Genomic DNA, 14,567 nt, shown 5'->3' with positions numbered 1-14,567 from the left:
AAGCATAGGCTTCGCCTTTATCACATGATTCCAACTTATGAGAATAAGTTCAAAGGAATCAGGGGATAACAGCGATCGGAAGACGATTCTGCTGACGTAGTGAATAAGGGGAAACACAAGTGGTCCTAATTTTTAATAAATTCAAATTTAAAGGAGATTATCACACATGACTATTATTTCTGACGTGTACGCTCGCGAAGTCCTCGACTCACGCGGTAACCCTACAGTTGAAGTTGAAGTATACCTGGAGTCCGGCGCAATCGGACGCGCAATCGTTCCATCCGGTGCATCCACTGGTGCCCACGAAGCCGTTGAGCTTCGCGATGGTGACAAATCCCGTTACCTTGGTAAAGGTGTACTGCAAGCTGTTAAAAACGTAAATGAAACCATCGCTCCAGAAGTGATCGGTATGGACGCTTTGGATCAACTGGGTATCGACAAATTGATGATCGCTTTGGACGGTACGCCTAACAAAGCTAAATTGGGTGCAAACGCAATTCTGGCTGTATCTATGGCTGTAGCTCGCGCTGCTGCTGACGCTCTGGAACTTCCGTTGTATGTTTACCTGGGCGGATTCAATGCTAAAGCATTGCCAGTACCAATGATGAACATCATCAACGGTGGTGAGCACGCGGACAACAATATCGACGTACAAGAGTTCATGGTATTGCCAGTTGGCGCACCAAGCTTCAAAGAAGCTCTTCGTGTAGGCGCAGAGATCTTCCACAACCTGAAATCCGTACTGAGCTCCAAAGGCTTGAACACAGCTGTAGGTGACGAAGGTGGATTTGCACCAAACCTGGGTTCTAACGAAGAAGCAATCACTACAATTATCGAAGCAATCGAAAAAGCAGGTTACAAACCAGGCGTTGACGTATTCCTGGGTATGGACGTTGCTTCCACTGAGTTCTACAAAGATGGTAAATACACTTTGGCTGGTGAAGGTAAATCTTACACTTCCGCTGAATATGTTGACCTTCTGGCTTCATGGGTTGAGAAGTACCCAATCATCACTATTGAAGACGGTATGTCCGAAGATGACTGGGATGGTTGGAAATTGCTCACTGAAAAATTGGGTGACAAAGTACAACTCGTTGGTGACGACTTGTTCGTAACGAACACAGACCGTCTTGCTAGAGGTATTGAGCAAGGTATCGGTAACTCCATCCTGATCAAAGTGAACCAAATCGGTACACTCACAGAAACATTCGATGCAATCGAAATGGCTAAACGTGCAGGATACACAGCTGTAATCTCCCACCGTTCCGGTGAGTCCGAAGACAGCACAATCGCTGACATCGCTGTTGCAACAAACGCGGGTCAAATCAAAACGGGTGCTCCTTCCCGTACAGACCGTATTGCAAAATACAACCAATTGCTTCGTATCGAAGATCAATTGGATGAGCTTGCTCAATACAATGGTCTTAAAGGTTTCTACAACCTTAAAAAATAAGCTTGGCAAACCGATGAAAGACAGACCAGTTCCTGGTCTGTCTTTTTGTGTTGTACTATACACTGTGATCCATTGGAAGCAAGTGATGCTATGTGCGAATCTGGCCTGAGCATGACATGCTCTCAGCCAACTCGGCTGTGTGTTGTTTGTTTAACGGATGGCTGTTACAAAGAGGAAGAGGAAAATAGCCATGGAAATATTCACAATTTCGAGTAGTAATAGTGGTTTGCTCATTTTTGTGGGTGATTTAGGGAATATGCTAGCAAGATCAACGGCGTATACTATAAAGTAAAGAACGGCTATCACCTGAGCCATCAAAATAGCATGGGGAGATGAAACTAACAGAAGATAGCTTGCGATGTACGATCCAACCCCTAACAAAATTAAAAATACGTTAAACCCCCAAAATACGATTCCCTTGAGCTTGGAGAAATCCCGATTTTCAATAGGTCCACCCGGAACAAGGATTTCCAGTAAAGTTACATTTAAGAATACAATTACGCTTGCTATAATCATCATCGTTACATACGCCTTCCTTTCTACTTATCATCGTTGTGGCTAGAGTATATCAAGTTAGAAAGTCTGGTGTATTGTAAAAAATAAGCATGCAATCAGTAGTTATGATCGGTTGTTGTGACGTAACATAAAGCCAAGAGTTAGTTCTTCGCTTGAGCAATCAAGCTCATTTACCGTTTTGCCTGCAAATTTTTTGCAGGTTTTGATGAAATGAGACTGATCGTAATAATGCTTATATATGTCGATGCTTCTTTGTGTATTCAGAACGTTCTGTTGGAACTTCAAGATATCTCCGTAAGCTTTCGGGGTTAAACCTACATAGCGTTTAAATGTTCGCTCAAGCGTACTTATGGAGATTCCGAAATATGATGCCATGTGAGAGACATTCAGGTTTCCGCATCGTTGCTCGATATAAGAGAGCATGTGATTGGCACTGCGAGTGTCCATTGAATTTGAGCTAATTTGCTCAAGGAAATATTCATTAATAGCTTCAATGAGTGAATCATGATTCTGGGCATTTTTTATTTTTTTTCGCAGTTGTTTCATTCCTGGGGATATGTCATCTACTGAGCATATTCGCTCGGTTAGTTGAGAGATGGGGTAGTTAAAGGATTGAATATATCCCAAAGGGGTAATTGAAATGCCAACTTGGTACAGGTTCTCTCCGTATTGCACATGTTTTGCCCTTTTAATCTGACCGATAACTGCTGAATCAGGGATGAGAATGCGATTTATTTTGTCGATAAGATGGTATGGGGAGCCGAAATTGAAAATGATATTGATATGGCCTAGTGGCATGATAATATCTTGTCTGTTCGTTGGGGGGAGCTTTTCTGTTTTTGCAATCCATATGTAATCAATACTGCTTTTCAGGGCGTCTGTGGCTTGAAATGTTTGGATCATCTGGCCCTCCTACTATTTTGTGAATAAGAATATGAATGTCTCAGGTAATATTATAACGTGAATCTGACCGTATTATCATGCATAATATATGAGATGTATGTGCTAATTTGTATCAGTTGTACTACTTGTATCACACCCATAGCTATGCTACAATTAAAGTAACTGTTTTTATGGTCAGATGTGATGCCCACATGGGTAGGAGGTGGAAAGAATGGATATTGCTTTGAAATTGCTGCTCGTTGTTTTCTCGATCGGTCTAATCACTGTAGTATTGCTGCAGCACGGGAAAAGCGCTGGTTTGGCGGGTGCCATCTCCGGTGGTGCGGAACATCTTTTCGGTAAAACGAAAGCGCGCGGATTGGATCTTTTCTTGCAACGTGCAACGGTGGTTCTGGGTGCAGGATTTATGATCTTGTCTGTTATAGTTACGATTGTTTCGAAGTAACTTGCAGTCAGGTCACAAGAAAGAAACCGAATAGCTGAAGCCAATGGCTTAACGGATAAACCTTCGTTTCGTGCAGAAACGGAGGTTTTTTAATAGAATTTTATTCATCCAAAGTTTACCAGTATGTATTAAGCCACTCAGCTATCTAGATTCTTCGTTTAATATATAAACAATTGATTTGCTTTCTACTTCTGTTCGATTCCCCCTTTCTTTGATCCATACATCCCAAATAAAAGCAGGTATGTCCTGGTTAGTCCTGTATATTACTAATGTTATATACTGGTGTTGTGCCGTTTTTACAGTACAGGTGATTCGAGTCAGATCGGGCATAACACTTGCTGCATAAACTGTCTGAAGGAGTATATTCGAGTGTCAGGCTGGCAGAGGCACAAACCAAGGTGCTTTTTTGGCGAGCTACGGATGGGCTGGATTGAATTCGTGTATACTAGGGTATGAAGATAGTAAGGCCGCGGTATTCATCATCATTTACTGCACGGTACCTGTATGAATACAGCACGGATTCCGATACATAAAGAGAAGAGATCAGACTATACTCTTACGTTTCCCGAGGTGAAAAACTAATGATAACCGAACAACAATTGCTTGATTTCATGCGGGAGACCGCTTATAAACCGATGACCTATCAGGAGTTGGAACAGCACTTTCAGATTGAAGATGCTGCTGATTTCAGAGCCTTTTTGATTATGCTGAATACGCTGGAGGAATCGGGCAAAATATTGCTGACGAGCAACAATCGCTATGGTATGCCTGAACGTATGAATCTGGTGCGTGGACGCCTGCAGGCGCATGCAAAAGGGTTTGCTTTTTTGATTCCTGAAGATCGGGAGCACCCGGATGTATACATCCATGCCAATGATATGAAAAGTGCAATGAATGGTGATATTGTACTCGTTAAAGTAACGTCCCAAGGGCCGTCTGGCGGTCGCCTGGAAGGTGAGATTGTACGGATTGTGACGCGTGCGATCACACAGATTGTGGGTGTTTTTCAGAGTCACGAAGTATATGGATTTGTAATGCCGGATGATAAACGGATTAATCGTGATATTTTCATTCCGCGTACGAATTTTGCAGGTGCAGTGGATGGACAGAAGGTGGTTGCCAAGATCGTCAGTTACCCTGAGGGCCGTGCAGCAGCTGAGGGTGAAATTATCGAGATTTTGGGTCACAAGGATGAGCCAGGTATTGATATTTTATCAGTCATTCGCAAGCATCAGTTGCCTGAAGCCTTCCCGGATGAAGTGATGCAAGAAGCAGAAAAAGCACCGGATTCCATTACGGATGAAGAGATTATTCAACAGGGACGCCGCGATCTGCGTGGCCTGAACATCGTTACGATTGATGGTGAGGATGCGAAAGATCTGGATGATGCGGTTAACGTGGAAAAACTGCCGAACGGCAACTACCGTCTGGGTGTTCATATTGCCGATGTGGGCTACTACGTGCGTGAGAACTCCAAACTGGATCAAGAGGCGTATAACCGTGGATGCAGTGTGTATCTCGTTGACCGGGTTATTCCGATGCTGCCGCAACGCCTGTCGAACGGAATCTGTAGTTTGCACCCACAGGTGGATCGTCTGACGTTGTCTTGTGAGATGGAGTTTAACGACCAGATGAAGGTTGTGAAACACGACATTTTCACAAGTGTCATTAAAACGAAGGAACGTATGACCTATACCAACGTACGCAAAATCCTTGAAGGCGAAGAGCCAGAGTTGCTTGAGCGCTACAAAGATTTGGTGGATGACTTCCACCTGATGAAGGAAATTGCTCTGAAACTGCGTGCGATGCGGATGCGCCGCGGGGCGGTGGACTTTGATTTTGAAGAATCCAAAATCATTGTCGATGAGAACTGCAAACCGGTCGATATCGTGAAACGGGAGCGCTCCATCGCGGAGCAAATCATTGAGGAGTTCATGCTTGCCGCTAATGAGACGGTAGCGGAGCATTTCCACTGGCTCAAAGTGCCGTTCATCTATCGTGTGCATGAAGATCCGGATCAGGAAAAACTGCAAAATTTCCTCGCCTTTGCGGCGAATTTCGGACACCAAGTCAAAGGACGTGGCAATGCGATCCATCCAAGAGCGCTCCAATCGCTGCTGGAGGATATCAATGGTACGAAGGAACAGACGGTCATCAGTACGATGATGCTGCGTTCCATGAAACAGGCGAAATATGATTCTGAAATGTCCGGTCACTTTGGTCTGGCTGCTGAATTCTACAGTCACTTTACATCACCGATTCGTCGTTATCCCGATCTGGTCATTCACCGGGTTATTCGTGAAGTTATTGAGAACAAAGGAGCGTTACCGGAGAATCGCCAAGAGTACTTGGCAAGCCGGATGTCGGATATCGCACAGCAGTCCTCGGAACGTGAACGTGTAGCGGTGGAAGCTGAACGGGATACGGAGAAAATGAAAAAAGCCGAGTACATGCTCGACAAGGTCGGCGAAGAGTTCGAAGGCATGATCAGCAGTGTAACCAGCTTTGGTATGTTCATTGAGCTGGAAAACACAGTGGAAGGATTGATTCGTCTCAGTGCGTTGACAGACGACTATTACCATTTTGATGACCAGCATATGGCATTGATTGGGGAGCGTACATCCAAAGTATTCCGCATCGGTGATGAAGTGAAGATTCGCGTGGCACGTGTGAGCATGGAAGAGTATACGATTGATTTTGAAATGGTCGATATGAAACCTCGCCAAGAACGTGATGGCGGATTCGACCGTGGTTCACGCGGTGGTAAAGGTGGTCGTCCTGCAAGCGGCGGCGGACGAGGCGGAGCCAAAGGTGGCTTCGGTGGAGGCCGTGGCGGCAAAGGCGGCAGCGCTGGTGCAGGCGGTAAACGTGATCGTGGTGGCCGATCAGCTACGCAAGAGAGCAACAAGGGTGCTCAAGCTGGTCGCGGCGGAGCAGGAAATGCTGGAGCAGGAGCGAGCTCTTCGAAGGGTGGATTTGCCGGTAAAGGCAGCGGTAAACCGAAAGGTGAACGTCGTGCGGGTGAAACCGGTGGTTCAAGCAACCGTGGTAAAGGAGCGGTAAGCTTTGGTTTTGGCTCAGGTAAAGGCGGTTATAGCTCAGGATCGTCTGGGCAAGACACGACTTCTTCTGCAGGCGGTCAAGGCGGCGGCTTAAACGGCAGTGGCCGTGGCGAAGGAAGCTTCAAGTCCGGTAAGGGCGGTAGCTTTAAAGGTGGCAAAGGCGGAGGTAAGCGTAATAATACATCGCCTAGTGGTATTTTCATCGGAGAGAATGCTACACCAGGCGGCGTGCAAGAAGGCGGAGCACCGCGTCGCAAGCGCAAGAAAAACAAAGGCGGAGCAGGAAGTGAAACGGCAGCTTTTGTACGTAAGAAAAAGAAGTGAGTAAGAAGTAAGGAGGGGCGGCAGAGGCCGCCTCTTTCTTGATTTTAACAGCCGTCCTTGCTACAATTAAGGTCTGGCACGGGTGTTTTGGTGCAACATGGAACCATGCTGATACAGCAGGGTACGGGTTTATTTTATGGAGAAGGAGTGAGGACATGGGTAAGAATGATGGGCAGAGTAAAGTGCTTGCACAGAACAAAAAGGCTTCCCATGACTACTTCATTGAAGATACGTATGAAGCGGGCATGGTGTTGACTGGTACGGAAATCAAGTCGATTCGTAACGGTCGTGCGAACATTGGAGACTCATTTGCAACGATTCGTAACGGTGAGATTCATATTCACAATATGCATATTAGTCCTTTTGAACAAGGCAATCGGCATAATCCACTTGATCCTACACGCACACGTAAGTTGTTAATGCATAAAGTGCAAATCCATAAGCTGCTTGGCTTGTCAAAGCAGGATGGATACAGCATTGTGCCGTTGAAGATCTATATTCGCAATGGCTATGCGAAGCTGTTACTGGGCCTTGGTAAAGGTAAGAAGCAATATGATAAACGTGACACCGCTGCGAAGCGGGATGCTCAACGTGATATCCAACGTGCACTGCGCGAGAAGCAGAAGGTTGCTCGTTAAGCGAGAACTACGTTGTTTCGTGCGATTCGCAATCTTGTGAGATGTCAGCATGAGGGCGTAGCTTGTCTTGGGTTAATGAATTAAGAATTGAAGGAGTCCTCACGGCTGCCCTTGTAACGGGTGAGCGTGAGGCTTTTTTGATGAAGGGCGCTGAGTAAGTTTGTTTAAGAGTGGGTAAGTTAATAAAGGTAACGGTTGCAGACTGGATTCTACGCATGTTTGTGTGTTTGAGAGTGTATACAATGGCTTATAGCTTATGTACAATCATTAACATCTGTGCACCTCTTCATGATAACAATGTTCCAGTCAATGGAGTCCCATTCTATAAGATGTGACGTGTAGTCTGAGTAAACTTTACTTCCGATGAGTGAAGTTGTATAATATGTAGACGATTGAGCATGATGGCGTAGTGAGTTGGTTAGTTTGGATAACCTTTCATCTGTGCTCAATACAATGGATTGCCTTCCAGCAATCTGCACTATATCGGTGACTTGGGCTGTGATATGATTACTCATGTAGCAGACAGGAATGCCGAGTATGTAAGAAACATCTTTTCACCTTGGAGGGATTAGATGTGTAGCACCTTTGCTCCGTATTCACGGATTAATCCTGGAGCCCTTCTTCATTGAGGGGGCGTTTATGGATTCGACGGGGATAGTTCGAGCATGGGTAGCGGGTAGTGGGGACGCGTCCGCTTTATCAACGCTAAAGCCTATTAAACGGCAAACAACAAACAAACTACGCTTTCGCAGCCTAAGAAACTGTGTGCGTGCTTCTACCCTGCATCGCCCATGTGACAGGACTAGGGGCTAACAAGTAGTGGGATACGCTGTCACATCTCCGCCTGGGGTGTGCTGAAGAAGACAATCAGGCTGACCCAACGTATAGCCGGTTACGGGGCGATACTCGGGTGACATCAAAACTGTGACTACACCCGTAGAAGCTTATGTGTCGTTATCTTCGGACAGGGGTTCGACTCCCCTCGCCTCCATTAGTAGTATTAGAAAAAGCATCCAAAAGGGTGCTTTTTTTCATGTTTTCAGGAGATCACCAGGGGTACATTTTGGTTGGAAAGCCTTGATAACACTGGGTTTACGAGTAATACTGGCAATGAATAGCATGAGTCCCTCTCATAAGGTTTATTCTGGTGTTGGGTGAACCACCATGAATATGCGAGAGAAAAGGGGGCAGAAACACAGTGGTTAATGCCCCGCATTCAGTGGCTACAGACGGGAAGAAACGTCCCCAATCTGCCGCTATGGACTTTTCATAAAGTGTATTTCGGTCATGCACTATTTGAAATGTAAGATGCACAGTCTTGGTTTCCCACTGCAAAATTAACTTTTGGACGTTTTTACTAACTATGATATTCAGTTGCTCTAAACTGCGCATTTCATCGTCCAGAAGTTCAATCAGTTTCTTTAATTCATGCTGTATTAATTGCAAAATTCATTGGTTTATAGCTTCTCATCGCCTCTTTGTGCTCTGTTTCTTTGGTCTTAAGCTCACTCATCATCTCCTCCAGCAAGTCTTTATAGAAGGGTTTGACCCTTCCTGAATTGATGTCTGCTTGCATATCATTTGTCTTCTTCCTCAGAAACTCTATATCAGTTTCTAGTGTCGATATGGCACTCAGCATTTGCTTGTTCGTCTCCTGATGGTAGCCGAGTATTGCCTGTTCAAGCTGATTATCCAGTGTCAGCCGTAACTTAGCTAAGCGCCATTTTAGCGCTTTTTATTTTTAAAGAAGGAAAAATGTCACAAAAGGTAGAAAATAGATATATTGAAGATTATAAATATATTCTACATAAGGTGGTTGGGGAAATGTCGGATTTGAATTTTGAACAGATTCCTTTTGCAGTTGAGTTTGCTGAAAATCCAGAGCCTAGATGTCCATGCATATTACTATTAGATACATCGTATTCTATGCAAGGCAGACCAATAAGGGAGATGAATGATGGGCTCAAGCTGTTTAAAGAAGAGTTGCTATCCGACTCCATGGCAACGAAAAGAGTTGAGCTGGCTATAGTGAAATTTGGACCAGTTGAAGTTCATACAGATTTTATGACGGTAGATAGTTTTTATCCTAATGATCTGGAATGCACTGGTGATACCCCACTTGGTGAAGCAATAGAGCAAGCGTTGGACCTTTTAAATCATAGAAAGGATATCTATAAACAAAATGGTGTGAGTTATTATCGTCCATGGATTTTTCTAATTACTGATGGAGAACCAACAGATAGTTGGCAGCGAGCAGCCTCTTTAGTAAAAAAGGGGGAAGAGACAAAGGCATTCTCATTTTTTTCTGTCGGGGTTGAAGGTGCAGACATGGATATTCTTAAGCAGATGACAACTCGAACTCCACTCAAGTTAAAAGGGCTTAGGTTTAAAGAACTATTCTCTTGGTTGTCTAATTCTTTAAGTTCCGTATCACGTTCTGCTGTTGATGATCAAGTGAAGCTAGAGAGTCCAGAAGGGTGGGGCAGTGTCTGATGTGCTTAGAGAAATGGCGTTATGGTTTTATTTCAGTGAAGGGGACTTCTCATGAAACTACTAATACAAACTGTCAGGATTCATCAGTATGTACAATATTAGAAGATAAACAGGGCAAGGAAATCCTTGTTGCGGTCATATCTGATGGGGCTGGGAGCGCCAAAGTATCTGAAATGGGTTCATCTCTTGTGTGTTCATTATTTGTAGATGAAATACAAGCGTATCTTGAAACAGGAAATGAAATAAGAGATCTCGGCAGAGAATTCTATGAAGAATGGATACTCCGAGTTCATTCAGAAATAGATATTAGAGCAGAGGCGATGCAATTATCCAAGAGGGATTTTGCTTGTACCTTTTTGTCTGCTGTTCTTACAGATGAGATAGGGTTTTTCGCACAAATTGGGGATGGAGCTATAGTGATGAATTCTCCTGAGGAACCAGATACATATAACTGGGAGTTCTGGCCTCAACAGGGTGAGTACGAGAACACTACATATTTCATAACTGAAAATAATGCCATACAAAAGTTGATGTTTAGTCCACGCCAAGGAAAAGCATGTACAGAAATTGCAATGTTTACAGATGGTATACAACGTTTGGTGCTGCATTATGAATCTCAAACTGTACACAGTCCGTTTCTCCAACCATTTTTCAAAATTCTTAGGAACCAAGATGAATCATCAACAGAAAGGTACACGAGTTCTCTAGCAGCTTTTCTGAATTCAGATAAAGTTAACGAACGAACAGATGATGATAAAACGTTGCTTCTGGCAACACGATTAGCGAATACAGCGGTGTAAATAATGAAAATGATAACGAACGCAATTAATGGCAAGAATCAGAACATCACTATTGGTGAAGAATTGGGAAAAGGAGGCGAAGGCAGCGTCTATAGGCTGGGGAACAACAGCAATTATGTTGCCAAGCTGTATCACAATTCTTTAGACAATGGTAAGAAGGCTAAGTTAAGAGCTATGGTTCAGATTCAATCAGATGATCTGCTTGCATTTACAACTTGGCCCGTCGATATTCTCAAATCTTCTAAAAGTAATGAGATTATAGGATTTGTGATGCCGAAGCTTTCAGGCAAGAAGATTCATGATCTATACAGCCCAAAGGCGAGAAATAATGAATTTCCTTCTGCTTCCTATGCCTTTCTAGTACACACAGCGATGAATCTGGCAAAAGCTTTTGCGGCGGTACATCAGGCAGGCCATATCATTGGGGATGTTAACCACGGTAACTTTTATGTGACAGAGCAAGGAATCGTGACATTGCTTGACTGTGACGGTTATCAGATAAAAGTGGGAAATACGATATACTCTTGTGATGTTGGAATACCTATGTATCAGCCTCCAGAGTTACATCAAGTTAAATCCTTTCGTAATTTAACGAGAACTGAGAATCATGATAATTTTGGCTTAGCCATTTTTATTTTTTTGCTGTTATTTATGGGCAGACATCCTTTCGCTGGGCAGTATTTAGGTGTAGGGGACATGCCTATTGAAAAAGCTATATCCGAAAATCGTTTTGCGTATAGCAGCTTAGCTTCTTCAAAAATGATGAAGCAGCCTCCAGGATCGCTTCCATTAACTATGCTTTCTGATGAGATAAGTGCTCTTTTTGAAAGAGCTTTTGATGAACAGAGCTCACGCAACGGCAACAGACCTTCAGCACTTGAATGGACAAATGCTCTCAAAAAATATTCTGACCAATTGAAGAAGTGCTCTCATAAAAATGGACATGTGTACTTCAACGGTCTTTCCAAGTGCCCTTGGTGTCAGCTAGAGCAGATGGGACTGATACTCTTCACTGTTGTAGGAGTGAGTGCTCAATTCAATAGTGGCTTTAAACTAGACGAGATTTGGGTTCGCATTAATTCAGTCCCAGTTCCAAGAACAGCACCAATCTTACCCAATCCACATAGTCTATCACTGTCACTTAAGCCTTCCCAAAATGTTTTAGAACAAAAGAAAAAGAACAAACTTCCATTCTCATTTGGAGTAGCTGGCTTGGGATTAATAATGATCTATCTATTCCCAAGTGCCTGGTTTCTTACATTAGTGGCTACTATTGTTACAATCTCGCAGTTGCCTAGGAAGCCGAGCTTTAAACTACGTCAGAGTTTAAATACACAAAAAGCAGAAGCGCAAAAGAAATATGAGACACTAAAGAATCGTTGGATTAACGAAACCAGTAATATTGCATTTACGAGGAAAATGAATGAGCTTAACAAGTGCAAACAAGAATATTCTACTCTTAATCAGTACAAGGCAGAACGGATTAAGCTTCTTAAGGATAAACAATACGAACATCAATTAAGCTTTTACCTTCAGCGTTATCGAATAGAGGATGCCAAGATTGAAGGTATTGGCCCTAGCCGAAAGGCTACATTAGAGTCATTTGGGGTCGAGACCGCTGATGATGTGGTTGCAAGCAGTATTAGACGGATACCAGGTTTTGGGCCTTCATATACAAATAAGCTACTTGATTGGCGTAAGAGCGTGGAGAGAAGATTCAAATTCGATCCATCCAAAGGCATTCCGAGAGTTGATTTGGATAATGTAGAAAGAGATGTACAGATTAAAGCGAAGAAGCTGGAGCAAGAGCTAAAGGCTGGGTACACTCAGTTGATGCATATTTCAAAACAAATTGAGGAGAGAAGAAGGGTGTTTTGGACTGAAGTGAATGAGGCTGCTAATGTTTTAGGGCAGATTGAGTGTGATCTTAAGGCGCTGTAAACAATTATGGGCTCTGCTACAAATTGATTAAGGATTCACTTTATAAGGAGGTTGGTTTTATGGCAGATAATCCATTTGTTTGGCAGATGGTAAAGGAAGCGGTAATTAATCTTGGTGGGAGAGCTTCCAACAGCGATATCAAGAAGTATATAAAGAGTAAGTATGAGAAGGTCAATGAAACTACAATTAATTGTTCCATCCTCACATGTAGTGTAAACAAGGATTCAAGGGTGAATTGGCCTGAGAATTCAAAACCAAGACTTGCTGTCTCTCAATATGATTTTCTTTATAATGTAGGAAGAGGGCAGGTTGAATTATACAATGAGGAAAAGCATGGTAAGTGGGAAATACGCAAAGGCAGTGATGATAAGCTAAAAGTTTGTAAAGTCGGTGAATCTAATACAACCTCATATAAAAACTATCCTATATCTGAAACTATTAATCAGAATAGCAATGATGTAGAATTCAGAAATCCAGAAGACATGAATTTTGCAATGGAGAATCATTTAAGGGATTTCATAGCGAAAAATATTACTTCTTTAAATATAGATGGAAAAGCGTTAAGGCTGTATGTTGATAATAATGATGCGGTGGGCATTGAATATCACACAGGTGTAGGTAGAATAGATCTTCTTGCTGTGGATGACGATAATAATTTTGTTGTGCTGGAGCTAAAGGTGGGTAAAGGTGCTGATTATGCAGTAGGGCAGATACTGCGATATATGGGTTGGGTAAAATCTAAGCTTTGTTCGGATAATACAGTAAAAGGAATTATTGTAGCGCCAGAAATTGATGACAGACTCAAGTATGCTGCTAGCTTGGTGAATGATATAACCCTTTACAAGTATCAGGTCAACTTTTCTGTTGAGAAAGTTAGTTTGTTGAGCTAGACATTAAATAGAAAATATTTCTTAATAGTTTTAAGTAGTGAGGTAATACTGTAATAGTTGTATTTATGTATATTAAAATACATATATTATATATATTCAGAAGGCAGTGAAGAAGTTTTATAGGTTAGATGCTTTCTTAATAGAAAAAACATAATTTTCATGGTAATGTAATGTTTAATTTTAATAGGTTATCAGTTTTCTTGTTGATATATTAGCACTATATTGAAAAATGTTACTTTAGATTTAGAAATTGAACTCGAAGAAATTATTCAATCCAATCTAGCCATACTGGATGACAATTGGATGATTATCCGAAGACAACTCATGACTGAGTTTAATACACATATTGATTTATTAGCAATTGATAACAGTGGCTCAATAATCATTATTAAGATAAGTCGAGAAGTTGTGATACAGGGACTAGATTATGCAACGTGGGTTAAAAGCTTGTCAGCAAGTCAAATTATCGCAATATATGAGGCTTATATAGTTAGATACTCTTAAAAACAAAATATTTTAGAGGATGCATATTACGAGAAGTTTATAGTTTAAACTCGAAGAAGAAAGTATTAATCACTCTCATCAGATTGTTAATGTAGCGGCCGAATTGGATTCAAGTACTGAAAGTATTGTGGAGTATTTGAGAGACTCTCTTATATCGATAAACGTCATTTTTTCACTGTCTTTGAAGAAGAATCTATTAAATATATAAGCCGTGCATGGATGATTGATTCACAAGAGACCATAGATAATGCATGGTTGTGTTGGTGTTGGAAAGTAACTGATACAGCCAAAAAGGCAGATGAAGTTTTCTTTGAAGAAAATGGAGTTGAACAGAATATATATCAGCTTAGCAATAATGCAAGTTACTATAAAGAATTCTTATATGGCGATGATCGCGTTGAGTTTATTGTAAAAGTGGAGTGGATTGAGGCTCTGCCTGCGAGTAAAGCTATATCGGAGATTGGTTTTTTCGGAAACCAAAACACTGTTTGTAAGCCACGTGCTTCTAAATGGATGCATACCATTAACCGCTTAAAAGGTATTTGGCAGATACAATAATTTCAGATTTTGCTTCTTATAATTTTCATCATTTATGTGT

At 42.2% G+C, this 14,567-nt stretch carries 12 protein-coding genes and 1 other RNA gene; 10 read left to right on the top strand and 3 right to left on the bottom strand.

Annotated features, from left to right (window positions below; translation table 11 throughout):
* Positions 1-166: 166 nt before the first annotated feature.
* Positions 167-1,453: a phosphopyruvate hydratase gene (gene eno / locus ACR8BL_RS15730; protein ID WP_434748508.1), complete on the top strand. Its 1,287-nt coding sequence runs from the start codon at positions 167-169 to the stop codon at positions 1,451-1,453.
* A 150-nt stretch (positions 1,454-1,603) separates the two neighbouring features.
* Here eno and ACR8BL_RS15725 read toward each other — a convergent pair whose 3' ends face one another.
* Both ACR8BL_RS15725 and ACR8BL_RS15720 read right to left on the bottom strand, forming a co-directional pair.
* The gene (locus ACR8BL_RS15725) at positions 1,604-1,972 is read right to left on the bottom strand and encodes a hypothetical protein (protein WP_434748507.1); all 369 of its coding nucleotides are present in this window, start codon (positions 1,970-1,972) and stop codon (positions 1,604-1,606) included.
* Between the two features lie 99 nt (positions 1,973-2,071).
* Entirely contained in the window at positions 2,072-2,872 is an 801-nt protein-coding gene (locus ACR8BL_RS15720; protein WP_434748506.1) for a DUF6597 domain-containing transcriptional factor, read from the bottom strand.
* A gap of 211 nt (positions 2,873-3,083) precedes the next feature.
* Between ACR8BL_RS15720 and secG the strand changes: the two genes are divergently transcribed.
* The 4 genes from secG (at position 3,084) to ssrA (ending at position 8,335) form a co-directional block, all read left to right on the top strand.
* Positions 3,084-3,317, top strand: coding sequence for a preprotein translocase subunit SecG (secG, locus tag ACR8BL_RS15715; protein ID WP_434748505.1), 234 nt, complete (start codon positions 3,084-3,086; stop codon positions 3,315-3,317).
* A 581-nt stretch (positions 3,318-3,898) separates the two neighbouring features.
* Entirely contained in the window at positions 3,899-6,703 is a 2,805-nt protein-coding gene (gene rnr / locus ACR8BL_RS15710) for a ribonuclease R (RefSeq protein WP_434748504.1), read from the top strand.
* A 155-nt stretch (positions 6,704-6,858) separates the two neighbouring features.
* Positions 6,859-7,341, top strand: coding sequence for an SsrA-binding protein SmpB (gene smpB, locus ACR8BL_RS15705; RefSeq protein WP_434748503.1), 483 nt, complete (start codon positions 6,859-6,861; stop codon positions 7,339-7,341).
* Between the two features lie 629 nt (positions 7,342-7,970).
* Positions 7,971-8,335, top strand: a transfer-messenger RNA (tmRNA) gene (gene ssrA / locus ACR8BL_RS15700).
* Positions 8,336-8,767: 432 nt separating this feature from the next.
* On the opposite strand, the gene ACR8BL_RS15695 is transcribed toward ssrA, so the two are convergent.
* Positions 8,768-8,980, bottom strand: coding sequence for a hypothetical protein (locus ACR8BL_RS15695; protein WP_434748502.1), 213 nt, complete (start codon positions 8,978-8,980; stop codon positions 8,768-8,770).
* 116 nt (positions 8,981-9,096) lie between these two features.
* Between ACR8BL_RS15695 and ACR8BL_RS15690 the strand changes: the two genes are divergently transcribed.
* The 5 genes from ACR8BL_RS15690 to ACR8BL_RS15670 all read left to right on the top strand — a co-directional run bounded on the left by ACR8BL_RS15690 (position 9,097) and on the right by ACR8BL_RS15670 (position 14,527).
* Positions 9,097-9,834: a vWA domain-containing protein gene (locus tag ACR8BL_RS15690; RefSeq protein ID WP_434748501.1), complete on the top strand. Its 738-nt coding sequence runs from the start codon at positions 9,097-9,099 to the stop codon at positions 9,832-9,834.
* Positions 9,834-10,634: a protein phosphatase 2C domain-containing protein gene (locus tag ACR8BL_RS15685; RefSeq protein ID WP_434748500.1), complete on the top strand. Its 801-nt coding sequence runs from the start codon at positions 9,834-9,836 to the stop codon at positions 10,632-10,634. Before ACR8BL_RS15690 ends, ACR8BL_RS15685 begins: the two co-directional genes overlap by 1 nt.
* A 3-nt stretch (positions 10,635-10,637) precedes the next feature.
* Positions 10,638-12,575 carry a helix-hairpin-helix domain-containing protein gene (locus ACR8BL_RS15680; protein ID WP_434748499.1) on the top strand — a complete coding sequence of 646 codons (1,938 nt, stop codon included), beginning with the start codon at positions 10,638-10,640 and terminating at the stop codon, positions 12,573-12,575.
* A gap of 59 nt (positions 12,576-12,634) precedes the next feature.
* Positions 12,635-13,465 carry an endonuclease NucS domain-containing protein gene (locus ACR8BL_RS15675; protein ID WP_434748498.1) on the top strand — a complete coding sequence of 277 codons (831 nt, stop codon included), beginning with the start codon at positions 12,635-12,637 and terminating at the stop codon, positions 13,463-13,465.
* A 723-nt stretch (positions 13,466-14,188) separates the two neighbouring features.
* Positions 14,189-14,527, top strand: coding sequence for a hypothetical protein (locus ACR8BL_RS15670; protein ID WP_434748497.1), 339 nt, complete (start codon positions 14,189-14,191; stop codon positions 14,525-14,527).
* The last annotated feature ends 40 nt before the right edge of the window (positions 14,528-14,567 follow it).

This window comes from Paenibacillus amylolyticus, assembly GCF_051136285.1.
Lineage (GTDB): Bacteria > Bacillota > Bacilli > Paenibacillales > Paenibacillaceae > Paenibacillus > Paenibacillus amylolyticus_F.
The sequence above is the reverse complement of the archived record's forward strand: the minus strand, read 5'-3'. Positions and strand labels throughout refer to the sequence as shown.